Origin of the sequence: Bacteroides sp. FSHCM14E1, from assembly GCF_019633785.1 — a bacterium.
Classification (GTDB): domain Bacteria; phylum Bacteroidota; class Bacteroidia; order Bacteroidales; family Bacteroidaceae; genus Bacteroides; species Bacteroides hominis.
The window spans coordinates 125,921-149,805 of sequence record NZ_JADKYL010000008.1; the positions used below are offsets into that span (position 1 = coordinate 125,921).

The window sequence follows — 23,885 nt, forward strand, 5'->3', positions numbered from 1 at the left end:
GCGGACGGATACGGGGTTTGAGATGACTGTATAGTTGTTGAAACTCGTTTCGGTCCGCCTGTTTCGTAGGTCTGACCTTATTTCTCTGCGTTCCGGAACTTCTGTGGGGTCATCCCCACTTGCTTCTTGAAAAACTTATTGAAGAACGCCGCGTTGTTGAATCCCAGGTTCAAGGCAATGTCTTTCACCGGAGTGGGTGTGGTTCGCAGCAGGGTTCGGGCAGCCAGGATCAGGATACTGTTGATGATTTCCATTGCTGTCTGTCCGCCCGATTCTTTCTTTATGATGTGGCAGAGGGTAGTCGATTTCATTCCCATTTCGGCCGCATAAAACTGTACCTGATGTTGGCGGGCATGATTCTCCTGTACCAGTCGGACAAACTGGCGAAAGACGGCGGAATGTTTGTTGGCGGGCGCTACCTGCGACAACGCTTTTCGCTGACTGAGCTCTGTGAACCCCTGTAGGAGTGCTTCAAGCATAGACTTCAGTGTGGCATGACTGAAGAGGAACGGAGCGTCTTTATGGATGTGTGTCAAAAGCGCGAAAGTCTGGACGTAGATGCCGAAAATTTTCGGGGACAATGGGAGCAAGGGGTGTTCGTTGATGATGTAGAACGTATGGATGATCGATCTGTCCAAGTGGGTTTCGTGGATGAACGCAAGTGAAAAGAGTACCGCATGCAGCTGCACATCGTCCGATGTCTTCAGCACTTGTACGAAACTTTCTGAGGGGATAGCGATCATCGTACCGGGACCGATATTGTATTGCACCAGGTTGATCATTGCCTTGACACGCCCCCGTATGCAGAGGGCAAATATGACGGCTTTTGTCTTTTTGAGTTCGGCACAATATGCCCACAGTGTTTCGCTGCTGATGCGGTCGGCAGTGGTGAAATTGGCCGATATATTTAATTCTGGAGTAAGCATGTTCTTTTGTTTGCTATAACGCTGAGATCCCTTTTTGGTTGCAAAAGTCATTATATTATGGTCTAATATAGTTAATGACTTGTTAATTCTGTACGGGGCTTTTCCTGTCATAGTTAAAAGTGGTCAATCCGTACACGATGGAATATTTTGTGAGAATAATAGAATATTATTTCCAACCCGATCCGTTGCCGATAACTGATATTAGTACGATCTTTGTGCCTTGACACAACTGAATTTATATGAACCGATCTTCATTCAACACCTTTGTTTTTCCTGTCTTTTTTTCTTCTTTGGCCATTGGGGACAATAGTCTGATTACGGTTATTGTTTTGCTGCTTATTGTCGTGTTTGCCTTGTGTGTGGCGGTGAAGTGCCTCTACGGGCAGAGGCGGGCGCTCAAAAAGGCGCTGGTGGGAGATGCCGTATGCAGGCAACTGTTTGATGTGTGGCCGCTGAGCATTCTTGTCCTCGGCGCTGACGGGAAGATAGAACGGATGAACAAGTTGTTGCTGGAAGAACTGCAACTGGATTTGAGGCAGGTTGCCGGGCGGCAGGCAGTTGACATCATCGAACTGATCCAGGACAAGGAGAACCTTTTGCCCCGGTTTCTGGAAGAGATACAGAGCGGAAAGCGCAACATTTTGTTTTCTACCAATTGCTTCATTCGCGAACCCCGTTCCAATATCAGCTTCCTGATTCAAGGCGGCATTGTGGGGATTTATGAAAGCGGGCGCTTGATCAAGATGATCGTCTACCTGCGCAATGTGCTTGAAGAACGGACGCAACGGCATGTGCTGAATATCGCCCTGAGCAAAACACATATCTTTTCCTGGTCGTTCGACATGGAGCGGAACCTGATGGTGATTGACCCGCGTTATTTCGACTACCTGAAGATTCCGACTCAAGATTATACACTGACCATGGAACAGTTTTCCGACTTGGTGCATCCCGATGACCGGAAGGTACTTTTCGACGCCCTTGCCGGGCAGTTGACGGGAAACTTGTACGAGGCACCCGTACCTTATCGTCTGCGCCGGGGAGACGGGGGCTGGGAGTGGTTCGAGGGGCAGTCTACTTATGTGGGGCAACTGTCAGATTTGCCGTTCCGTATTGTAGGTATCTGCATGAGTACGCAGCGGCATAAAGATATAGAGGACAGGCTGAACGATGCCCTCCGGAAGGCACAGCGGAGCGACCGATTGAAGAGTGCTTTCCTGGCCAATATGAGTCACGAGATCCGTACTCCGCTGAATGCCATCGTGGGTTTTTCCACACTGCTGGTGAGCGAGCAGTCCGATTTAAGGCCGGAGGACATCGAGGAGTATGCTGCGTTGATAGAGAAGAACGGGCAGTTGCTGATGTTCCTGATTTCGGATATTCTGGATCTTTCGAAGATTGAATCGAACACCATGGAGTTTAACGTTTCGGTTTTCTCACTGAACAAGATGTTTGCCGACATAGCCCGCATGCAGCGTCTGAACGTGAAGCCCGGTGTAGAACTGATTGCGGATCTGCCCGCAGAGGATGTGTCGATTACTGCGGACCCGGTAAGGCTGGAGCAGGTGGTGAACAATCTGATCAATAACGCGATAAAGTTTACGAGCCGGGGCAGCATCCGGATAGGCTATCGCCGGAGGGGGGAGAAGGACGTAGAGCTGTTTGTCGAAGACACCGGGAAGGGAATGTCGGAGGAGGTGATCGCGCATGTTTTTGAGCGCTTTTATAAAGGAGATTCTTTTGTTCAAGGAACAGGGTTGGGACTTGCCATCTGCAAGACGATTGTGGAACATTTCGGCGGAGAGATTCGTGCGGAGTCCGAAGCGGGTGAGGGGGCGAGGTTTGAAGTCTGCTTGCCGGTAGGAGGAAAATAGAAACGGGGAGGACCCGAATGAAACGGGGAAAGTCACGTTGCGCGTTGTCCCATAACCGCTTGTGATTTCCCCGTTTCTGTGTTTATTTTAAGAATGCCCTCGGGCATGGAGTCAATACACGCTTGCCCCCTTAATCACGATCTTTTCCAGCAATTCCTGCATCTTTCCGATCACCGGTTCCGCTTCCAGCCCGTATTCGGCCGCCATCACCTGCATCTGTGGGAAAGTGGCCCATACACTGCCGTTCTTATCCTCCCAAACGGAGATCTTCAGCGGCAATTCGATCGAGATGCTCGGATTGTCCTGCATCAGCTTTGTGCCCACTTTCGGCGAACCGAAGACAATCACCTGGTTCGGGCGAAGCGTCAAGCCTACCTCTTCTGCGTTCTTTCCGTGGTCGAATTTGGCGAAGACAGGGATTCCCATTGCCCGGAGCGTCTGCTCAATGCGTCCCATGGTCTCGTCTACGCTGAACTGGCTCTCGTAGGTGTACAGTAGGTTGTCGTTGGCTCCCGTGCCCATCTTGGCGCTGTCGAAAGCGGCGGCAATGCGGCGTCCCAGGTTCGTCAGGTCCACTCCCTCCTTGTTGGCGAGCAGGGTGACGCATACCAGTTCCGAAGCGTCGGTGAAACGGCTCAGGAAAGCCGAATGTCCCGATACGTCGCCTTTGATGTCCATCAGCCCGTTGTGGTTATAGAACTGCCAGCCTGCCATGGCGGGGACCACCTTGCCGTTGGCCAGCCGGGTGGGCTTGTACACGATGTCACGGTTTTCCGGTTTCTCGATCAAGGCGCTTCCCGCCAGTCCGATGTCCCAATGGGAAACGTTCTCTGCCGATGCCCAGATGTCGGAGAAACCTTTCAGTGCCGTAGGGCTGACAGCAGGCGCTGCGACGAGCCGGCCGTCTTTTTCAACGTATCCGGTCGTTGTTTCCGAGGGGTTGATATAGTCCCGGTCCTTCTTGAATGTTTGGTGCACGTTGCCCGTAGTGGTCACGTCCTCCTGTTTTACTTTCGCCAGGTCTTCTCCGAAGAAAGTCTGCCGCAGTCCCAGGTAGTCAATCTGATACTTCTTCACGAAATCGTGGTAAGGCATTTTGCCCGCCTTCTCGATGATGGAAGTCAGCAGCAGGAAGTTCGTGGCGCTCTGCTTCACATCCGTTCCCGGTTCGAAGGCCAGTGGCAGTGCGGCTACGGTCTCGATCAACTGTTCCGGACGATAATCGGCAGAGACGTCGAAACCCTTCTGCGCGCGGTAGTCGGCGATGCCCGAGCTGTGCTGCATCAACTGGAGGATGCTGACCGGTTTCCAGCTTTCCGGCACATCCTTCAGGTACTTGCCGACGGGGTCGTTCAGGTCGAGTTTGCCCCGTTCGTAGAGTTGCATCACCGCCACGGCAGCATATCCTTGCGAGATGGGACCGATGGGCCAGAGCGTCTTGGCGGCGGCGAGGTTTCCTTTCGTGAAGTCAGTCACTCCGTAGCCCACCACCCGGGGGATGTAAGGCGCCTGTACGATGGCAAGCGTCATGCCCGGTATTCCCTGTTCTTCCATAAAATCGTAAATCATCTGGTCGATGGCCTTGCCCTGGTAGGCAACGTGCACATTTCCCCTGCCGGCTTGCGGCAATTGGTTCTCATACTTCTTCATAATGGTTCCTCCGTTCTGTGCCGAGATCATTGCCGAAGTCAGCAGTGCGACTAAAATTAATAAATTCTTTTTCATAACGTTCGCGGGATTGTTTTAGTTGTTTAAATCTGATGTTGCAAAGATCGGTGCTTATCGCTGCTCGGGAAAGAGCGATATCACACATTGAATAGGCAATTGTTCCCGAAGGCGGGGAAGAGTGGCGTTTCCACTCTCTAAAACCTGTTTGTTATAAGACTTTTATATATAAATAGGTGTCTCCGTTCCCTCTTCTGATCCATTTCCTTTCCTCATAGGGTAAGATAGCATGATTTTCTTCTTATTCGGGAAGAATTGCTAACTTATCCGGCCATATGGCCCTTTCCTGTCCTGTGTGGAATGCCGATCTTTGCAAAGTCGGAAAACAAGCGGTACACCGACGCCGCACCCTGAGCTAAAAGGAGTATAAACGTCTAAAAACAAAAAAAGATTATGGAAGGTATCAACACCCCGTTCGTCATCGACGGACACACAGCGATTGTAATGACAGACCCGCAGAACGATTTCCTGAGCGAGAACGGTCTGGGCTGGGGCGCTTTCGGAGAGAACATACAGAAGAATGGTACGGTGGAAAACCTCCGCCGCATCTTCGAGGTGGCAGCCGCAAAAGGCATGCTGGTATTCATCTCCCCGCACTATTACTATAAGCATGATCACCAATGGCTTTTCGAAGGTCCCATCGAGAAACTGATGCACGACACGGGCATGTTCGAACGCCGGGGACAGTTGACCGGCGAGGGTTTCGAAGGTTCGGGTGCCGACTGGCTGGAACTCTACAAACCCTATATCGACGGGGGCACGAATATCATCGTCACGGCACCCCACAAACTGTACGGGCCGGAAAACAATGACCTGATTCTTCAACTCCGCAAGCGTGGGGTGAACAAGGTAGTGGTGTGCGGCATGTCCGGCAACCTCTGCGCGGAGTCCCATCTGCGCGAGTTGCAGGAACGCGGATTTGAGGCAGCCGTCGTCTTTGACGCCACGGCCTCTGCCAAGCTCCCCGGACTGGACGCCGATACGGCAGCGTTCATCAACTTCACCCTGCTGGCAGAGAAGGTCTACACCACCGACGAGTTCGTGGCAGAGATGCGGGAGCGGTGAGCGCGGGGTTATATAGACCGTTAATCGGGGGGGCTCTCTGAACGGAGTTCCTGAAAGGATAATCATCCCGAAAACGGCCTTCCGATAGACGGAAGATTCCCTTATCTCAACTTTCTCAATGGATGGGAAAAGCTGGGATAAGGGAATTCTTAGTATAAGTAATGACGGATTATGAACCGAATCTTACATTGGATAAACGATGACCCTGCTGTTGGGCAGGTCCGGAATATACATCGTTCCGGAGGCTACCGTGATATCTGCCGGGCCGGACAGCGGTTTCTCCGGGTTAATGTCGAGTGGCGTGATCTTTCGGGTATTCATGTTGACGGCACAAACTTGTGCGGGTGTCCAGTTGGTGATGTACATCGTTTTCTTGTCGGCAGAGAGGGCGATACCGTCATATTGTCCCGGGGTGGTGATGAACTTCTCCGGAACGGGTTTGCTCAGGTCGGTAATCTGATAGATGACATTGTTGTCCGTTGTCTTCCCGTCAGCGGGATAAGAGGCGACGTACATGGTTCCGTTTTCGATAATCAGCCCGTTAGGTCCGGCGATGCTCACCCATTCGGCAGGAATCCCTACTGCGCCCGGGTCACTGATGTCGATGCTGAAGATTTTTCCTGTATTGGTGACAGAAGCATAAAGTGTATTCCCTTCCGCCACGAGGTCGTTTACGAAAAGGTTGCCTTCGGGCAGCAGGACGACTTGCGGTGCTTTCTCCGGTGCTTGTAGGTTGTAGACTACGATTTTGTTGACGTCGCAGATGAACAGGTGCTCGTCACGAACAAACATTCCTTTCGGTCCGGAGAGGTTGCCGTCGGCAGGAATCAGGATTTCCGTCCGGTTATCTTTATGGTAGGCGATGTATCCCCTGCCTTCCGTGTTGAGTGGATTGAGCTGCTCCGTTCCGAAGTTGGCGATCAGGATACCTCCCTGATAGGGGTACGTGCTTTCGCAGAAACGAATGCTGTCACTGATGATCGTTGTTTCCGGTTGCTGTGCCTTTTCCGTCGGCTGGTTTTGTTTTTTGCTTTGGCAACACAGAGCGGTAGCCGAGAAGGTGATCAATAGGATGGGAGTAAAGAATTTAGTTTTCATAAGCTGATCTTGTATTTCATAAGATGAATTTCATGCAGCAAAGATACAGGCAAATAGAGAACGGGTTGTTGCCCGTTTGGTTCAGTCTCCGGTCTGTTTGGTTCAGGGTACGTTTACGAATGCTTCGTTCCGGCAGCTTCCCACACCTTATATATAGGTCTTCGATCATCTCCATTTCTCACTTCTCGTCCATCGTTCATCGCTTTTCGCCCATCATTCATCATTCCTCCCCCTATATTCAGTAGGTGTCATCTGATATTGCTCTTTAAAGAGCCGGGCAAAGTGTGCCGCACTTACAAATCCGCTCGCGTCCGTTACTTCTTCGATCGTTTTGTCCGACGTGTCGAGCAGATAAGCAGCGCGTTCCAGTTTTTTTCTGCGTATCCATCCGCGGGGAGCTTCACCATATTCCTGGGCAAACTCCCGCTTAAAGCTCGACAGGCTTCTGCCGGAAAGCATAGCCAGTTCGTTGACGGTGGCCGGGGAATACAAATGCCGGTCGAGCACGGCTGACAGTGCCGGGCTTTCGCTTCGTGCCGCATCCAGGAGGAAGGAAGCTATTAGTTGCCGGTAAGGACTGTCCAGAAGCAGGTATACCAGTTCGGTAAATTTCAGCCGGATCAGTTCGCACATAAACGGACTCTTACTCTTGCTGTATTCCTCCAACGAAGAAAACAGTTTCTCTATTTCCCGGTTGTGGGGAATGATCTTTATGGCTTCTCTTTTTGTCGGCATCCTTTCCGATATACGTTCCGGCAAACATCCGCTCAGTTGTTCGGCCAGTCCTTGCGCAACCCGTTTGCTGAAAAACAACATCAGGCTGCGGAACCCATGTTCGCCGGTAATGTATTCCGACATCACGTACTCTCCCCTTGGTATCAGAAACAGTTCTCCGGGGCGGATGTCAAACTGATTGCTCCCTACCTTGATCTGCTTCACCCCGGAGAGGATGTATACCAGGGCATGGTGCGTCAGGAAAGCGTCGAAGTTTTCCTGTGTGGTAGAGTTGACGTATTGGAGCAGGCGTATGTTCTTGTTTTCACCCGGCTGTGCCGGACGGAGAATGTCATCGGGGACGAAAAGGCGCTTAGTGGGCATAAGATGAAAGGTTTTGGAGTTAGCTGACGCAAATATAGGATAAAACTTCCTGAAAAATGCGGGGAGACGTGCGAAATCTTGTTCCGGTCGCCTTGCCCCCGCGCATATACCCTCTCTCTGCTTGGTCCGCCTGCTGTGCCTACAGCGGCATGTTTCCGTGTTTCTTCGGCGGATTCGTCTGCATTTTGTTTTCCGTCATCTCCAATGCCTGTATCAAGCGTTTACGGGTTTGCTTCGGCAGGATGATCTCGTCGATGAATCCCAGTTCGGCAGCCTGGTATGGAGTGGCAAACTTCTCTTTGTAGGCATCCAGTTCTTTGGCTTTGCTCTCTGCGTCCGCCTTGCGGAACAGGATGTTTACGGCTCCCTCGGCACCCATCACGGCAATTTCCGCACTCGGGTAGGCAAAGTTCACGTCCGCCCCCGTCTGCTTGGAGTTCATCACGATGTAAGCGCCACCATAGGCCTTGCGGGTGATCACAGTCAGCTTGGGCACTGTGGCCTCGGCAAAGGCATACACTATTTTGGCACCGTGGCGGATGATGCCGTTGTTCTCCTGCGTATATCCCGGCAGGAAGCCCGGAACGTCTTCGAACGTAATCAGAGGAATGTTGAAACAGTCGCAGAAGCGGATGAAACGGCTTGCCTTGTCGCTGGCATCGATGTCGAGCACACCCGCCAGGTATGCCGGCTGGTTGGCCACGATACCTACCGAGCGTCCGGCTAAGCGGGCAAAACCGATGATGATGTTTTTGGCAAAGTTCTGCATCACTTCAAAGAAGTAGCCCTCGTCAACAACCCGTTCGATGATCTCTTTCATATCATACGGTATGTTCGGGTCGGCGGGGATAATGCTGCCGAGTGATGCATCTTCGCGGTTGATGTCATCGGTGCAGTTCTGCTTGCGCGTTTCGTCCATATTGTTTTGCGGGAGGAAGGAGAGCAGCTCGCGGATCGACATCAGCAATTCTTCCTCGGTGTTTGCTATGAAATGCGTTACACCACTCTTGCTGCTGTGCGTCATGGCACCGCCCAGTTCTTCTTTGCTGACTTCTTCGTGGATCACCGTCTTTACCACATCCGGTCCGGTGACGAACATATGGCTTTTCTCCTTCACCATAAAGATGAAATCCGTCAGTGCCGGAGAGTAGCAGGCACCTCCGGCGCATGGACCGAGGATAGCCGAAATCTGCGGGATCACGCCGCTTGCCATCGTGTTCTGGTAAAAGATGTCGGCATAGCCCGACAGGCTTTCGATTCCTTCCTGGATACGTGCACCGCCCGAGTCGTTCAGTGCGATGATCGGCGCGCCATTCTTCAAAGCCAGTTGTTGTACCTTGACTATCTTCTTGGCATTCGATGCCGAGAGTGAACCACCGTAAACGGTGAAGTCGTAAGCGTAGACAAACACTTGACGGCCGTCGATCTTTCCGTAACCCGACACCACACCGTCGCCCGGAACCTTGTTACGGTCCATGCCATAGTTGGTGCAGCGGTGCACCATCAGCTTGTCAAGTTCCACAAATGTTCCCTTGTCCAGTAACATATCGATGCGTTCGCGGGCAGTCATCTTTCCGCTCGCATGTTGTATTTCAATCTTGGCAGCGCCTCCGCCTTGGGAAGCGATACGGTCACGCTCTTCGAACGTGGCATAGGCTTTATTTACTTCTTCCATTGTCTTTCTATTATTCGTTATTCTAACGTTATCAGCGTCTGGTCTCCGGCGATATTATCACCTTCCTGTACCAGAATCTCTTTAATCCGGCAGTCCGAAGTCACCTTGTAGTTACTCTGCATCTTCATCGCTTCGATGACGATGACAGTTTCTCCGGCTTTCATCTCCTGTCCCACACTGACGGGGATTTTCACTACCTTGCCCGGCATGGGCGAAATGATGCGGTCGTTCTGTGTTTCTTCACCTTTCTTGCGCATCCGCAGATATTTTGCCTGACTGTCCACAATCTCGACATTGAAACTGCTGTAGTGTGTATTCACTTTGTAACTCTTTCCGTTCTCTTTGCGAATCAGTTGGGCGTTGGAGCTGCGTCCGTCCATCAGGATGTTGCAATTCCCGTTCTCTGCCATGACAACGTCCGCTTCGAACGTTTTTCCGTCGATGGTGAGTACCACTTTGTTATCTTCTTTGCTGACCAGTTCTATTTCGGCCACGCGATTCCCTATATGTATTTCCATACTCTTCTATATTCTTAATACCCCTTTGTGCAGTCCGAATTCTTTCCATTTGCTGATCGGGCGGTTGTCCGCAGCCAGTCCGCTGTTATTCTCCTCCAGGTTCATCAGGTAATCCATGTAAGCGGCGATCAGTGCGATGTTCTCTGCACGTTCGCTGGTACGGGTGATGCAGTGTTGGAGCACTTCCCCGTTTTTGCTGATGAATCCCGTATCGTAATGCCCTTCCACAAAGTCGGGAGTATCCATGATGGCGCGCAGATAACTGATGTTGTTCTTTACTCCTGTCAGCTTATATTCGTGGAGTACACGGCGCATTCGTTCGATGGCGTATTCGCGTGTGGTTGCCCATACAATCAGCTTGCCGATCATCGGGTCATAATAAATCGGAATCTCGTAACCTTCGTATACATAGCTGTCGATGCGCACCCCGATGCCGTTTGGCTCCGTAATCTGCTTGATGACACCCGGGCTGGGCATGAAGTTCATTTCTGTATCTTCTGCGCAGATGCGGCATTCGATGGCATGTCCGCGTTGCTGGATATCTTCCTGTTTCAGTTGCAACACCTGTCCTTCGGCCACTTTAATCTGCTCTTTCACTAAATCTACGCCGACTACCTCTTCGGTAATCGGATGTTCCACTTGCAGGCGCGTGTTCATTTCCAGGAAGTAATAGTTGCGGTGCTTGTCCACCAGAAATTCGATGGTTCCCGCTCCGACATAGTTCACGGCTTTGGCGGCGGCCACTGCTTTTTCTCCCATATCCCGGCGTAGTTCAGGAGTGACGAACACCGAAGGGCTCTCTTCCACAATCTTCTGGTTGCGGCGTTGCACCGAACATTCACGTTCGCACAGATGAATCACGTTGCCATGCTTGTCGCCCAGAATCTGGAACTCAATGTGATGCGGTTCTTCTACAAATTTCTCCAGGTAAACCGTGTCGTCGCCGAATGACGAAAGTGATTCGCTCTTGGCGGTTGTGTAGGCCTCTTCCACTTCATCTGCACGATGAATCAGCCGCATACCCTTTCCACCACCTCCCATCGAGGCTTTCAGCATTACCGGATAACCGATTTGATTGCAGAGTTCTACCGCTTCTTCAAGGCTCTTCAGGTTTTCTTGAGTACCCGGAACCACCGGTACACCGGCTTCTATCATCTTGATACGTGCCGAAATCTTATCTCCCATCGCCTCCATGGTTTCCGGGTCCGGACCGATGAAGATGATCCCCTCTTCACGACAACGACGGGCAAAGGTTGCATTTTCGGACAAGAACCCGTATCCCGGGTGGATGGCGTCTGCGCGGCACGACTTTGCCACTTCGATAATCTTTTCTATATTCAGATAACTCTCTTTCGATGCTGCCGGGCCGATGCAGTAAGCTTCGTCGGCATAGAGCACATGCTTCGCTGTTCGGTCCGCTTCCGAGAAAACGGCAATGCTCGTTATTTCCATCTCCCGGCAGGAGCGCATCACCCTCACGGCTATTTCGCCGCGGTTGGCGACTAAGATTCTTTTAATCATATTCATTTCTCAATTAAATGGAATACACATATTCATGCTTTCCACCCTGCGGACATGAGTCCACCCGATGAAAACACAGTATTTCTACGATTTGGGGCTTAACAACGATGCTTTCTTTCCTAACCCACGAGGTAAAAAAGCTCTTATTCATTGAATGGCAGGTCTTCTGACTGACTCTACATCTTATCGGACCTTCCCGACGTTTCTTTTTCCGTCAGTGGTTTGTAATTGGTTTATTGATAAGATGTTATATAGAGCTTCACAGCAGCGGGACTGTCCGGGATTTACACCCGATTCCCTTTTAATCTTCGTCCGTTGACCACGGATTCCGAACCAATTCGGGGACAAATATAGAGAAATATTGGATAGAGTGGATACTTTTTGCACGAAAAGTTCAATTTTGTGCAATGACCAACGGCGCTTTGTTTCAAAATAAATGTCATATAGACGAAACACAAATAGACTGTCGATTGTTCTTTTTTACAAATAAAAGAGCATAAACGGAATGAATTACTAACGAAATATACATGCCATGTCACACTTACCTACCTTAATTGCCGACCTTGCCCTAATACTGATGTCCGCAAGTATCATTACTCTTTTGTTCAAATGGTTGAAACAACCCTTGGTACTGGGATATATCGTCGCCGGATTATTGGCGGGACCTTACGTGCAGATTTTCCCGACTGTAGGTGATATTGAGAACATCAATATCTGGGCTGAGATAGGAGTTGTTTTTTTACTTTTCGCCCTTGGGTTGGAGTTTAGTTTTAAGAAATTAATAAATGTCGGGTCAGCTGCCTTTATCACGGCAACCACCGAAGTTATCAGCATGTTGCTGATCGGTTATATGGTAGGACATCTGCTAGGCTGGAGCACAATGAATTCTATTTTTCTGGGGGGGATGTTGTCCATGTCGTCAACAACGATTATTATCAAAGCGTTTGATGATCTCGGCTTACGTAACCAACGCTTCACGGGTGTTGTATTCGGGACATTGGTAGTTGAAGATCTGATCGCTATCCTGATGATGGTCATCCTTTCTACAATGGCAGTGAGTAAGGAGTTTGTAGGTGAAGAGCTGTTGATGAGTGTGTTGAAGGTTGTTTTCTTTCTGATCCTATGGTTCCTGATTGGGATATTTATCCTTCCGTTCTTTTTGAAAAAAGCAAAACGGCTGATGAATAACGAAACCTTACTGATCGTTTCGCTGGGACTTTGTCTGGGAATGGTTGTGTTGGCTACCCGTACAGGATTCTCGGCTGCACTGGGTGCTTTCATTATGGGATCTATCCTTGCCGAGACGGTTGAGGCCGAACACATAGAACATATCATCCAGCCGGTGAAAGATCTTTTCGGAGCTATTTTCTTTGTCTCTGTCGGTATGTTGGTCAATCCGGCTGTCTTGGTGCAGTATGGCTGGCCGGTGGTCATCATTACTTTGGTAACTCTTGTGGGTAAATCCATATTTTCTTCATTGGGAGTTTTATTATCCGGTGAACCGTTGAAGGTTTCCGTCAAGTCAGGATTCAGCCTTGCCCAGATAGGAGAGTTCGCTTTCATTATCGCAGGGCTGGGGGCTTCACTCAAAGTACTGGATAGTTTTATCCCTCCGATTATTGTTGCGGTATCGGTGATTACTACATTCACAACTCCTTATTTCATCCGGTTGGCAAATCCGTTTGCCGAATGGCTTTATAAAATACTTCCGCCTAAAACCAGGAAAAGTCTGGATCGCTATGCTTCCGGTAAGAAGACGGTCAATCATGACAGCGATTGGAAGCGGTTGTTGAAGACGATTGTCGGAAGAGTGATTATCTATAGTGTCCTTCTCACGGCGATTTGGTTATTGTCTGTGCAAACCGTTTATCCCACGATAAACGAGATGTTCGATGCTCCCGGGCGATGGGTAAACATAGGGATGTGTCTGGTCACACTTCTGTTGATGACACCTTTCCTGTGGGCACTTGTTTCAGATAAGTATAATTCCCCGGATGTATTTTTAAAGTTGTGGAATGATGATAATTACAATCACGGACGGTTGGTCGCGCTGATTTTGTTTCGTGTGTCGGTTGCCGTCTTTTTCATTGCAGGGGTCGTTATCAGTTACTTCAGCCTCAATTATGGGATAGGCATTGTGATAGCCGTTGCCGTATTGGCATTGATTCTTATTTTCAGGGAGAACCTCACGCAATATTCGCATCTGGAAACACACTTCCTGACCAATCTGAACGGAAGGGAAGAAGCTGCCCGCAAACGTTATCCTCTGAAAAGTCGTTTTAACAGTGAGTTTAATGACAAAGATGTTGAGCTGACTTCCGTTTGGGTGTCTCCTTATTCGTCTTATATCGGTCAGTCATTGGATGAACTCCCTTTCAGGCGGGAGTTTGGTGTCAATATAGTAAGTATTGTCAGAGGGGAGCGGAGAATATACATTCCACAAAGTTCCGAACGAATTTATCCGCAGGATAAGTTAGTAGTGGTCGGAACAGGCGGACAGCTGCAAGAGTTCCGGACGGAACTTGAGAACAGACAGGATTTGCCGGATGAAAAGAACATAAAACAAGATGTGACGCTTCATTCATTCACGGTAGATGAAGATTTTCCGTTTCTGAACAAAAGCATTGCCCAGTCCCGGTTAGGAAAAAGATATGATAGTCTCGTCGTAGCCCTTGAACGAGAGGGTGAATTGGTTCCGGTGAATCAGGCTATAGTTTTCCAATTGGGAGATTTGGTTTGGGTGGTAGGAGACAGGGAGAAGATCAGGCAGTTTTTGGTGCGGAAGAAGTAAGAGTGGTAAAGAGCAGAGGAAAGGAAAACGGCTGAGGCGAAAATTTGCATTTTGACAGATACACAATGAAGTATCATTCTGTATTTTCAATACGGTCTGTATTCGTTTCTTTCCGGCCTCGTTTGCGACTGCTTCCGAAAAGACTCTTATTTTCCCATCAGACAGAATCAAAATGATGTGATTTTACCTTTTTATCAAGCATATGGTTGGTGATCCTTGTTTTTAGACATCTTCTGTCGTTGTAGGTCGGATTGAACCTTTAAAATGATAGTTGACACATATCCCTTCTGAAGCCTCCGATAATTTCAGGAAACTTGTATTTTACGCCTTCTTTTTGCGTTATTAACTTCTTTCGGACAAAAGATTAGCTTCTTCCGAACAAAAGACTAACTTCTTTTCGGGAAAACACTTACTTCTTTTTGGAAAAGAGTAAGGTCTTTTGTTATATGAAATAGCATATTTACTCAATATGATGCAACTTTCTGTATGTAAATGTCATATCTATGCGTTGTATTCTTCTGCTGCACCGGTTTTTAATATAAAGTGTGTTGTTCAAAAAGGGAAAATAGTTTCTTTTTGATATTAAAATAGAGATATATGCATCTGTTTGTTTTTAGGCTTTTAAAACTCTGACTTTCTATGAAAAGTTAGTAGATACTATAATATTATTATTAAGTATAAAAGTTAAGATGCCGGTTGTTGATTTCTACTTTCATTGGCTATATTTGTGTATGTCTAAAATATAAAGTACTATGAAGTCCATTTTATTATCTGTTATTTCATTCTTATTAGTCATGAATGTCTGTGGTAAGAATGATGTGGATATGAGAACTTATTTGAAAAAAGTTCTAAGTAATCTTGATAAGGTAGAATCAGCTTCTTATCATGAACAATCTCAGTCCTGGCAACCCGGTGATACGACTGCTATAACTAATTCTTTTCGGTTTATTAAAGAATACACTAATCCTTCTGATTCGACTATCGGTGCAAGTTATGTGGCTCTTAACGCCAAAGATACGACGCGATTTGAATTTGGTTATGATGGAAAAGTGAAAATGATAAGTTTTCATGAGCATAAAGGGATTATGATCGATGATTTCACGACCAGAAAACTTCCTTTCAGGTTGGTGGGTCCTCCGTTTTTCTGTTACAGCCGGAATATCATCGGATATGCTTTGAGTACGGGGGATAGCATCACAACCGAATGGAAGGATTTAGGAGAAGCGTATTACTTCAAGTTGGTGATACATGAAGACAGACAGGTTGAATTTTTTGGAAAAGCGTACTACATACCGAAGCCTCCTTTTGACTTGGGGGACCCGACCTCGATTTACGAACTGTGGATTAATAAATCGGATGATTTGCCTTATAAAGTCCGCAGGGAAATGTCGCATCAGATTTCTGCCAATATATGTTCGGATATAGTGTTGAATCAATTGTCGATAGCCGATTTTAACTTATATGATTATTTGCCCCAAGACTATGAAATCCGCAAGTATGGTGAGAAAGGAAAGACTACCCAACTTTCGGCAAGAGAACTTATAGGGAAGAAAGCTCCCGACTGGATGTTGAAAGATATGTACGAGAATCCGGTGTCATTATCTAATCTTAAGAGTAAAGTGCTTTTAGTGAATCTGACCGGTATCGGATGCGGTGCTTGTCATGCATCCATTCCCTTTCTGAACGGGCTGAAAGAGAAGTTCAATGCCGATGAATTTGAAGTGGTTTCTATAGAAACCTGGGGACGCAAACCTCATTCGCTGTGGACTTATGCGGATAAGAACCAGATAAACTATAGATTCTTATGTGGTGATGAAGGCATTGTCAAGTCATACCGGACATATGGCGCAGCACCTTTCTTCTTTATATTAGATCAGGACCGCGTGGTCAGAAAAGTCATTCAGGGATATGGAATGGAGAAAACCGATAAAGAGATAACGGACGCTATCAAAGCATTGTTATGATGAAATGTATTTGCGGTTGGAGTTTATTCCAGCCGCAAATCGTATAAACAGGCACGTACCTCTTCCGGGCTGCCGATATGTTTCCCTATGTCATCTGATAGCTTCACGCATTCGCGCCATTCCTGATTCAGGTTCATCTTGCACTGCGATAGCTTCATGACGATGTTTGATGGCTTGAATCCGGTATCATTAGTCAGGTTTGTGCCGATACCGAATGAACAGCGGATTTTTCCCCGGCAATACTCCTGAATGTCCAGTGCTTTGTCAAAGTCCAGTGCATTGCTGAATACGATTGTCTTGGTAGTCGAGTCAATGCCTAACTCTTTGTAACGGGCAGTCAATCGGTCGATAAACCTGAATTCATCGCCTGAGTCACATCTTACACCATCAAACAATTTGGCTTGTTTACGACTCAGGTTGCTTAAAAAGATGGCAGATGTATAGGTGTCGGACAAGGCGATGCCGAGGTCCCCGTCGTATACATTTACCCAATTTTCAAGAGCCATGTAATTGGCGTGTTTATAACCGAATTGTGCTCCATGAAACATGAACCATTCATGCGGATGTGTACCCATGGGTTTCATGCCGTATTTCATGGCGAAATGGCAGTTGGAGGTGCCGATGCAATAGCGGGCTGTTTGTCTCAGGTGTCCGATGACTTGATCCTGCACGTCGAATGAGAAGCGTCTCCGTGTTCCGAATTCAGAGAAAAACAGTTGATGCTTGTTAGACAGTTCTGCCTTTTCGGATAGTTTACACAAGATATCTCCCATACTGGCGATATTGCCGGATGATTGATTCTTTATCTCGGAAACGATGGCAAGTAAAGGTACTTCATAAAGCGTTGCCTTATAAAGGTAATCACTGATCTCTATGTGGAGGTGTCGATTTTCGTCCAAACGGACTTCTATTTTTTCCGGTTGGAAACGGAAAGAAGAGAGCCATTCCCAATAGACTCTGGGGAGGAAACGGCAGTTCTTCACCATGTACTCCAGTTCTTCTCCAGTCAGTGCTACATGCGATAAGCGACTGATTTCAGTTTTCAGTCTTTCTACAAACTCGTCGCTGTATTCAGTTTCATCCCTGTCTTTGAAACTGAAAGTGCCCATCGCATACGGGAATAGTTTAATGTAAGCATACGAGGTAGTGAATTTGTAAAGGTCTGTATCGAGTATGGTACGAATAATCATTGGATTCTTTTAATTGGTAAAACGATATTTCAGATTTAAAATGTAGGGCGAAGATACTAACAATTTTCCAAAGGTTTAGGTTTTATAAAAGGAAGTTTTTAGGGCATCAGCACTTCATGAAGATTTTTTCTTGGCGAGTAGGGCATTGGACTGCTATATCCCATACGGAGTAAAACACACGGTATTTCAGTTTTTTTATTGTTTAGCAGTTCTCTTTGCATTTGTTCAGAGAGGATTTCCACTTCGCATGGCTGATTGATAAAAGCGGTGGACACACCGATTTCCGTTGTTTTCAGCAGAAAGCACTCTAAAGATCTTCCCAGATTAATCCAATCTTTCGGAGTATCTTTCTCGGCACAGAACAGCATGATGTGTGAAGACGATCGGAGCTTTTTTTCATCACTTTTATTTTGTATGTTGGGAGTCAGACAAGCATTCATGATGCGGCGAGATAACCATTGTGGTAAGTTAGGTGCACCAAAAACGGCATAACTTAAACCATCTTTAGTCGATTCTGCATGCTTCTTATTGAATCTCATCCAGTTTTTCAACTCATTCTTGAAGTGGAAGTCGGTCATCTGGATTGTATTTCCCCTCAGAACATAGTAACGAACTTTGTCGAACTCAGGCGTTCCGATTTTCCAGCAATGGAGGTGTACTGTTGCTGCTTTCGGTATTGAAAGCAACTTGTGTATCATTTCTTCCGGAATCAGTTGTCCTGTATATATACTTCTGTTGGTTTGCCGCTTGCCAATTTGTACAATGATAGAAGAAGGGGTAATTACGCCTGCATTGGGCTGGAGTTTTACTGTGATATTTCCATTATCTGCAATGTTTACTTGGGCTGAATATCCTTTAGTTTGTGCAGCCAGGCACAAATTTTCAGTTGCACATCCCAGGGAGATGAACATTTCACGCCGGTTTCCATCTACAATTGATAGTGTTTTAGTTTTATCCGGATGAATCTCAATACCTGCTTCTACGATACGAAATAACCAAGGTTGGGTGTTATGTCCCGAAGGAGCTTTAGTGGCTTGTTCTATCATGAATAGATAGTCATCTGTTATTGTTTCCATAATTAATAGGTCGATCTGAGATCATTATTGCTGTATTCTATTATATCTTTATTGCATCCGTTGAGTAATATTGCCAGTATGCAAATTCCAATCGTTATCATCTTTTTCATTTTTTGTTATTGCTTTTCTAACCATAGGTCCACTAATATGTTGATTCCGTCTTCCAGTTCTTTCCAACCGCTCTCTTCCTGAAGTTTGAGACCATTGAAGGTAGAACAGTTTTCTTCCAGCAACGTGAGATAACTGATGGCTGCTGTAATGATAGTGGCAAGGGCTGCTATTTCTTTTTGCGGGTGTTTTGACAGTTTGCTTACAGCATCTATCAGCCAAATGCCTTTGGCTTCTCTTTTCTCGCGGAGGTCTTTTATAAAATTGTTGTCTGACGTGAGTTCCCATCTGTATAGCCGTTTCAAAGTGTAGCTTTTTCGCATTATTATGATTTGTTTCCGGAACATCTCTTTGATGAATTCACCAAGGTGGTTTTTATCCGGTAGTGCTCCGTCAAAGTTAATCCAATAATCATGTTGGCCGATATATGCTGCTATCAGACCTTCTAAAGAGTTGAAATAACGGTAGATCAACATTTTTGATACTCCTGCTTTTGCTGCTACTGCATTGATGCCTAATCCTTCGAAACCTTTCTCTTCGATTAATTCGTCTACTGCTTTGATGAGGATTAGCTCTGTTACCTGTCTGTTTTTGATAAACTCTTTTTCCATGGCTTTATATTATTGTTACTGATCGGTCACAAAAATATGTTTCTTATCGGTAACATCGAGAGGAAAAGAGAAATATTTTTCCCAAACAGCATTTTTCTACTGTTTGGGATATAATATGTTTGGGGTAAAAGGAGAATCTTTTATGCCAGGTTTACCGTTGGATTGTGTATGGTCAGCCCGCCGTCTACTACTATTGTTTGCCCGGTAATGTATCGTGCGTCTTCGGAAGCCAGAAAAGCAATTGTTGCGGCGATGTCTTGCGGTTCTCCTAAATATGGTGTCGCACATTGTCCGAGAAATACGTTCCGTATATCTTCATTCAGGTTGTTTAATGCTGCAGGTGTGAGAATCAGTCCCGGGGCTACAGCATTGCATCGTATGTTTTTCTTTCCTGTTTGTGTCGCAATGTATTTGGTCAGATTGATGACTCCTGCTTTGCTTGCTCCATAAAGAGTGCCGTTCGCATCAGCTGTAATTCCACTGACTGAGGCTACGTTCACAATATTGCCACCGCCATGTGCGTTCATTATGGGGATAACCAGTTGGGACAGGTACATGGTACAAGATAAATTAAGATGGAAAGCTTCGTCGAAGTAATCCATGTCCAGTGTCTCAATGTCGGTATCCCGTTTAGGATTTGTACCTCCTACGTTGTTTACCAATACATCTACCTGCCCGTATTCTTTTATGGCAAAGGCGATCAACTCTTTGCAACTCTGCAATTCTGTTGCAGAAAAATAGATCGGGCGTACATCTGCTCCTAAAGCATTGAGTTCGGTAGCAAGTTGTTCTGCTCTTTCTTTTGAATGGTCGGCTATAACAACTTTCCCACCTTCGGATACAATGCGGCGTGTGGTTGCTTCGCCAATTCCACCGGCAGCGCCCGTGATAACAGCTGTTTTATTTTCAAATCTGTTCATATAGGAGTGTTTTTGAAGATTATTATCCTCAAAAACAGTTTATTGGGGAATTTGTTATCCGAATAAACCCTCTTTAGCACCATTTGCCTGACTTTAGCATCTATGTATCTTCTATTTCGCTAAATCTTTATAAGTCTGTTAAATGTTAACAAAAGAAAGGCTAAATGTTAACATCATGGCTCTTCTATTAAACCATGTTATAAGATATCCTGTTTTGCTTTGCAAATTTGCAAAATTACCAGAAGTCCGTATCTTTGCAATGTGTTTTTCATAGTATTAGATTTAAGGTTAACAAAAGATTGGCTGTCTGGGATAGATAGCCTTTTTTTATTGCCATATAGAAGTGGTTAGCATTAAAATACTTATTATTAAATTATTGGTGAATAGGGAATTAACCGGGTAAAAGGCAGGGATAAACAAAATAGTGGATAACCTCTATTCTAATGTAAGCTGTTATGTAGGCAAAAATTAGCCTACATAAGTTTTGGTACAATCTCAAACTATCGTTACTAATAAGGATTAATTGCTTTTTATCGGCTTCTATTTGCCGATGCAGCATATTTACATCACTGATTATCAGTGACTATTCATTTTAATCGGTACAACCTCCGTTTTAACAAGTACACAGAATGTAGGGACAAATGCAAATCATTGTATTTCATAGCTTTGCATATACGTGTTGTACCGCCTCTTTTCAGTCCTTTTGTAGAATGTCCGTTATCAGTTTCAACGTGTTGAATGATAGGGCTTTTCCGTATGGATGTTACAGAACGCTTGTTGAATACAAAGGTAATGCTTTTCTTGGAATTTCTGCGGTTTGCGGTGGGATTTTTGCGTTCTGATTATTTTGGGGGACTTGATTCGTTTGAAAAAGTGTTTGTATGCCATAAATGGTACACTTCTATTCGGGGGAGACCATTATATCCTATCGGGTATAATTCCGCTTTTTATTTCAATATTATACCCGAAATGGTATAAATCAATAAACTTGGCTGAACTCCATAATGTCGAGCTTCTGATATAGTATTCCGTCAATAGCGGAATGCCAACTTTGGTGAAAATGACCATAATACCAATGGCTCACCGAGTGGTTGTTGGTTTTGAGATGGTTAAGAAGCATATCCATTACTTCTCTTTCAAGTTGTACATCCTCAAGAAGTAATGGATCGTTCTCTGCCCATTGATTGAGGTTGCTTTTTAAGAATAGCTCACAATGTGATGGCGCGGTATGTGTGACAACTGTATCAATTAAGAAATCTGCACTGATGGTGTTTATCTTATCAGCGTCGTAAACAGGAACTTCATTCTGCCAATATAAATTGCGAGGAATATCATTTTCTTGCGACTCATTGGAGTGAACACGATATTTCCGTTTGTTCCATTCATTTATGCGATAAATACGGTCAATAGAGATAGCTCCACCTACACAAAGGATGGTATGATTGCAGGCTTGAAGAATAGTATAATCAGGAACAGCGATGAAGCGTTTGTAGTTGAATGTTGTTCCATCGAAATAAGCAGGATTATCATGATTGCCACGCACAAATACAATCCAATTGTTGGCTTGATTCATTCTCTTGGCATTTCGTCTAATCATTTGCTCATAGTATTCTTTCTTTTCAAAGCCAAAACCACAATCCCCAGCAACAATCAATAGGGTGTCCGTCAACTTATATTGAATGCAGAGTTTGAACACTAACTGATTAAAGTCTCCATGAATATCCCCCGAAACAATGATTGTCTTGGCTTCGGGAAAAGATAGTGAGAATGCGTTGCTATAATTCATCTTATGTTCCTGTTAATAGTACTTATAGATAGAATTAATCTTCGCCAAACAACCCTTTTTCTTTCCACACCTTGATTTCCTTGTCAAAATCAGAAAGATATTCTTTGTCTTGAATCAAGCGGAATTTGTCGTATTCAGCGTATGCTTTTTCTTTCGCTTGTTCTGCGGAAATAGTTCCAGCATTATTCAAGGTGTCATATTTGTATAAAGCCAAGAACTCATCCAATTGTTTTTTCCAGTCTGCCATCGTGGTAATAATCTGTCGTTCTGCACGAAGTTCCGCAAAATCAAGGAATGCAGTTGATAGATGATTTAAGGCAGAGGCTTCCTTGTCGGACAAGTAGTTTTTGGCAACTATTGTGTCTGACTTTTGAACTCTGCCATCAGGTGCATTTTTCCAAGTGGTAAGTCCCATGTGAGGCATTTTGGCATCTGCTCTTGAATATACGATTTCAGCAGCCGTTTGATGGGTAACAGCCCAATGCATCATATTCTGTACCATTTTGAAAAACAGTTGGGTCGTTTCAGATTTGGGGTCATAATCGGCACTACATTCGGCATATACATCAGTGATTTTTTGATAATATCGGCGTTCTGAAGCACGTATTTCCCGGATGCGTTCTAATAAATCATCAAAATAATCTTTGCCAAAATGTTTTCCTTGTTTCAATCGTTCATCATCTAACACGAATCCTTTGATTATCATTTCTTTCAAAACAGATGTCGCCCAAATTCTGAATTGAGTGGCTTGGTAACTGTTCACACGATAGCCTACGGCAATGATTGCATCCAAATTATAGAACAATGGTGTCCGTTCTACGTCTCGTTCTCCTTCTGATTGAACTATCCCAATTTTTCGGATAGTTGCCTCTTTGGTAAGCTCGCCTGATTCATAAATCTGCCCAAGATGATAGTTGATAGTGCGCACATCTACTCCAAACAAATCAGCCATACGCTTTTGTGACATCCAAAAAGTTTCACTGTTGAAAATAACTTCAATTCGTGTCTCTCCTTGCTTTGTTTTGTAGAGTAAAATATTGGATGATAGGCTATGGCTAAGCAATTCAGTAGTAGGTGTCTCCTGTCTGAAATATTCTCTTGCCATTTGTACTTGTGGCTTCTTGCCATCGGCATTTTCTGCAATTATCAGACAAGCCATGCGTGATAAATGTATATTTTCTACTTTTCGGATTGAGCCGGAGCCTAATTTGACCATTTCAACCATATGGTTGAAATGGTCGGCTATATTAAGTCCTTTATGACTGGCTATCGCAATAGCCTTGTTTATGGTGCGTGTAAATTTTTGATAGGTACTATAGCCTAATGCAACGCACAAATCACGAGAAGTCCAATACTCTGAACCGCTTTCATTTTGCTTTTTTATCTGCTCAAAATCAGAGCGGATAGGGGATATGTTATTTTCTTCAATCATCCTTAGTACATTTTAGAATTGCGAAAGCTTACTTATATAAATCCGGTCTCAATTCTTTATCATGCTTCCTGATAATTTCTTCCATAAGAGAGCCTTTCGGAACTATTTCATAGGAATAGGCTCTTTCAAATGCTTGTCGTCCGGCATCTGTCATAAGCCCAAGCCCTCGGTCTTCAAGATTTATACAGCGTTCTTTGTTTAATTCAGTCCAATGACTTCTTTTTCGACGAGGTGAAAGCCGTTGTACAAGACGTCCGTCAGGTAATTTCTTTATAGTTGAATCAATCCACCCGAAGCATAATGCTTCCTCAACGACCTCAATGTATGGAATACATTTGTATGTAGGCTGTTTAGAGCGTGAAGTGATAACCCAACACGATTTCGCTTGGTTGTGGTTAGCCTTCAGCCAATTTCTCAGCTCGATGCGGTCTGTGAAGTCCAGTAGATTGATAATTTCCATATTACTCGTAATTCAAATTATATGTTATAGTGCATCCGATTATACAAATA

The 23,885-nt window shown here is 45.6% G+C and carries 18 protein-coding genes and 1 riboswitch; of the genes, 4 read left to right on the plus strand and 14 right to left on the minus strand.

The window, feature by feature from the left end; all coding sequences use genetic code 11:
• Nucleotides 1–77: 77 nt before the first annotated feature.
• A complete protein-coding gene (locus ISX59_RS13560; protein ID WP_032531656.1) occupies nucleotides 78–926 on the minus strand; it encodes an AraC family transcriptional regulator in 849 nt (282 codons plus the stop codon).
• A 239-nt stretch (nucleotides 927–1,165) separates the two neighbouring features.
• Here ISX59_RS13560 and ISX59_RS13565 point away from each other — a divergent pair, with 239 nt between their 5' ends.
• Nucleotides 1,166–2,797, plus strand: a complete 1,632-nt coding sequence (locus ISX59_RS13565) for a PAS domain-containing sensor histidine kinase (RefSeq protein ID WP_005808018.1) — start codon at nucleotides 1,166–1,168, stop codon at nucleotides 2,795–2,797.
• Between the two features lie 111 nt (nucleotides 2,798–2,908).
• On the opposite strand, the gene ISX59_RS13570 is transcribed toward ISX59_RS13565, so the two are convergent.
• Nucleotides 2,909–4,522, minus strand: a complete 1,614-nt coding sequence (locus ISX59_RS13570; protein ID WP_220575983.1) for a serine hydrolase — start codon at nucleotides 4,520–4,522, stop codon at nucleotides 2,909–2,911.
• A gap of 393 nt (nucleotides 4,523–4,915) precedes the next feature.
• Between ISX59_RS13570 and ISX59_RS13575 the strand changes: the two genes are divergently transcribed.
• The gene (locus ISX59_RS13575) at nucleotides 4,916–5,587 is read left to right on the plus strand and encodes an isochorismatase family protein (RefSeq protein ID WP_005782753.1); all 672 of its coding nucleotides are present in this window, start codon (nucleotides 4,916–4,918) and stop codon (nucleotides 5,585–5,587) included.
• A 183-nt stretch (nucleotides 5,588–5,770) separates the two neighbouring features.
• Here the strand turns inward: ISX59_RS13575 and ISX59_RS13580 are convergent, their stop codons facing one another.
• The 5 genes from ISX59_RS13580 to accC all read right to left on the minus strand — a co-directional run bounded on the left by ISX59_RS13580 (nucleotide 5,771) and on the right by accC (nucleotide 11,497).
• Nucleotides 5,771–6,685: a YncE family protein gene (locus tag ISX59_RS13580; RefSeq protein WP_220575984.1), complete on the minus strand. Its 915-nt coding sequence runs from the start codon at nucleotides 6,683–6,685 to the stop codon at nucleotides 5,771–5,773.
• A gap of 213 nt (nucleotides 6,686–6,898) precedes the next feature.
• Entirely contained in the window at nucleotides 6,899–7,783 is an 885-nt protein-coding gene (locus ISX59_RS13585) for an AraC family transcriptional regulator (RefSeq protein WP_005821482.1), read from the minus strand.
• A 139-nt stretch (nucleotides 7,784–7,922) separates the two neighbouring features.
• Complete coding sequence (locus ISX59_RS13590) at nucleotides 7,923–9,458, minus strand: acyl-CoA carboxylase subunit beta (protein WP_005782746.1); 1,536 nt, start codon at nucleotides 9,456–9,458, stop codon at nucleotides 7,923–7,925.
• Between the two features lie 17 nt (nucleotides 9,459–9,475).
• Complete coding sequence (locus ISX59_RS13595) at nucleotides 9,476–9,976, minus strand: acetyl-CoA carboxylase biotin carboxyl carrier protein subunit (protein WP_005782744.1); 501 nt, start codon at nucleotides 9,974–9,976, stop codon at nucleotides 9,476–9,478.
• Between the two features lie 6 nt (nucleotides 9,977–9,982).
• A complete protein-coding gene (gene accC, locus ISX59_RS13600) occupies nucleotides 9,983–11,497 on the minus strand; it encodes an acetyl-CoA carboxylase biotin carboxylase subunit (RefSeq protein WP_005808006.1) in 1,515 nt (504 codons plus the stop codon).
• Between the two features lie 138 nt (nucleotides 11,498–11,635).
• Nucleotides 11,636–11,850: riboswitch (cobalamin riboswitch) on the minus strand.
• Between the two features lie 179 nt (nucleotides 11,851–12,029).
• Here accC and ISX59_RS13605 point away from each other — a divergent pair.
• Nucleotides 12,030–14,288: a cation:proton antiporter gene (locus tag ISX59_RS13605; RefSeq protein ID WP_032539504.1), complete on the plus strand. Its 2,259-nt coding sequence runs from the start codon at nucleotides 12,030–12,032 to the stop codon at nucleotides 14,286–14,288.
• A 752-nt stretch (nucleotides 14,289–15,040) separates the two neighbouring features.
• Nucleotides 15,041–16,252, plus strand: coding sequence for a peroxiredoxin (locus tag ISX59_RS13610; protein ID WP_032539503.1), 1,212 nt, complete (start codon nucleotides 15,041–15,043; stop codon nucleotides 16,250–16,252).
• A 23-nt stretch (nucleotides 16,253–16,275) separates the two neighbouring features.
• Here ISX59_RS13610 and pncB read toward each other — a convergent pair whose 3' ends face one another.
• The 7 genes from pncB to ISX59_RS13645 form a co-directional block, all read right to left on the minus strand.
• Nucleotides 16,276–17,442 (minus strand): nicotinate phosphoribosyltransferase, encoded by a 1,167-nt coding sequence (pncB, locus tag ISX59_RS13615; protein ID WP_005782737.1) that lies wholly within the window; start codon nucleotides 17,440–17,442, stop codon nucleotides 16,276–16,278.
• Nucleotides 17,443–17,540: 98 nt separating this feature from the next.
• On the minus strand, nucleotides 17,541–18,518 hold the full coding sequence (locus ISX59_RS13620; RefSeq protein ID WP_022011574.1) for a hypothetical protein: 978 nt from the start codon (nucleotides 18,516–18,518) through the stop codon (nucleotides 17,541–17,543).
• Between the two features lie 116 nt (nucleotides 18,519–18,634).
• Entirely contained in the window at nucleotides 18,635–19,237 is a 603-nt protein-coding gene (locus tag ISX59_RS13625) for a TetR/AcrR family transcriptional regulator (protein WP_005807998.1), read from the minus strand.
• A 140-nt stretch (nucleotides 19,238–19,377) separates the two neighbouring features.
• On the minus strand, nucleotides 19,378–20,157 hold the full coding sequence (locus tag ISX59_RS13630) for an SDR family NAD(P)-dependent oxidoreductase (protein WP_005821471.1): 780 nt from the start codon (nucleotides 20,155–20,157) through the stop codon (nucleotides 19,378–19,380).
• A 979-nt stretch (nucleotides 20,158–21,136) separates the two neighbouring features.
• Nucleotides 21,137–21,943: a metallophosphoesterase gene (locus tag ISX59_RS13635; RefSeq protein ID WP_220575985.1), complete on the minus strand. Its 807-nt coding sequence runs from the start codon at nucleotides 21,941–21,943 to the stop codon at nucleotides 21,137–21,139.
• Between the two features lie 34 nt (nucleotides 21,944–21,977).
• Nucleotides 21,978–23,375 carry a RhuM family protein gene (rhuM, locus tag ISX59_RS13640; protein ID WP_042986115.1) on the minus strand — a complete coding sequence of 466 codons (1,398 nt, stop codon included), beginning with the start codon at nucleotides 23,373–23,375 and terminating at the stop codon, nucleotides 21,978–21,980.
• Between the two features lie 28 nt (nucleotides 23,376–23,403).
• The gene (locus ISX59_RS13645; protein WP_036633159.1) at nucleotides 23,404–23,835 is read right to left on the minus strand and encodes a YdeI family protein; all 432 of its coding nucleotides are present in this window, start codon (nucleotides 23,833–23,835) and stop codon (nucleotides 23,404–23,406) included.
• Between the last annotated feature and the right edge of the window lie 50 nt (nucleotides 23,836–23,885).

Bases quoted from the DNA above. Each gene is read 5' to 3' on its own strand.
- accC (WP_005808006.1), bottom strand. From the start codon at position 11,497: ATGATTAAAAGAATCTTAGTCGCCAACCGCGGCGAAATAGCCGTGAGG.
- ISX59_RS13565 (WP_005808018.1), top strand. From the start codon at position 1,166: ATGAACCGATCTTCATTCAACACCTTTGTTTTTCCTGTCTTTTTTTCT.
- ISX59_RS13580 (WP_220575984.1), bottom strand. From the start codon at position 6,685: ATGAAAACTAAATTCTTTACTCCCATCCTATTGATCACCTTCTCGGCT.
- ISX59_RS13635 (WP_220575985.1), bottom strand. From the start codon at position 21,943: ATGAATTATAGCAACGCATTCTCACTATCTTTTCCCGAAGCCAAGACA.
- ISX59_RS13595 (WP_005782744.1), bottom strand. From the start codon at position 9,976: ATGGAAATACATATAGGGAATCGCGTGGCCGAAATAGAACTGGTCAGC.
- ISX59_RS13575 (WP_005782753.1), top strand. From the start codon at position 4,916: ATGGAAGGTATCAACACCCCGTTCGTCATCGACGGACACACAGCGATT.
- ISX59_RS13630 (WP_005821471.1), bottom strand. From the start codon at position 20,157: ATGAACAGATTTGAAAATAAAACAGCTGTTATCACGGGCGCTGCCGGT.
- ISX59_RS13560 (WP_032531656.1), bottom strand. From the start codon at position 926: ATGCTTACTCCAGAATTAAATATATCGGCCAATTTCACCACTGCCGAC.
- rhuM (WP_042986115.1), bottom strand. From the start codon at position 23,375: ATGATTGAAGAAAATAACATATCCCCTATCCGCTCTGATTTTGAGCAG.
- ISX59_RS13570 (WP_220575983.1), bottom strand. From the start codon at position 4,522: ATGAAAAAGAATTTATTAATTTTAGTCGCACTGCTGACTTCGGCAATG.
- ISX59_RS13625 (WP_005807998.1), bottom strand. From the start codon at position 19,237: ATGGAAAAAGAGTTTATCAAAAACAGACAGGTAACAGAGCTAATCCTC.
- ISX59_RS13590 (WP_005782746.1), bottom strand. From the start codon at position 9,458: ATGGAAGAAGTAAATAAAGCCTATGCCACGTTCGAAGAGCGTGACCGT.
- ISX59_RS13610 (WP_032539503.1), top strand. From the start codon at position 15,041: ATGAAGTCCATTTTATTATCTGTTATTTCATTCTTATTAGTCATGAAT.
- ISX59_RS13645 (WP_036633159.1), bottom strand. From the start codon at position 23,835: ATGGAAATTATCAATCTACTGGACTTCACAGACCGCATCGAGCTGAGA.
- ISX59_RS13605 (WP_032539504.1), top strand. From the start codon at position 12,030: ATGTCACACTTACCTACCTTAATTGCCGACCTTGCCCTAATACTGATG.
- ISX59_RS13620 (WP_022011574.1), bottom strand. From the start codon at position 18,518: ATGGAAACAATAACAGATGACTATCTATTCATGATAGAACAAGCCACT.
- ISX59_RS13585 (WP_005821482.1), bottom strand. From the start codon at position 7,783: ATGCCCACTAAGCGCCTTTTCGTCCCCGATGACATTCTCCGTCCGGCA.
- pncB (WP_005782737.1), bottom strand. From the start codon at position 17,442: ATGATTATTCGTACCATACTCGATACAGACCTTTACAAATTCACTACC.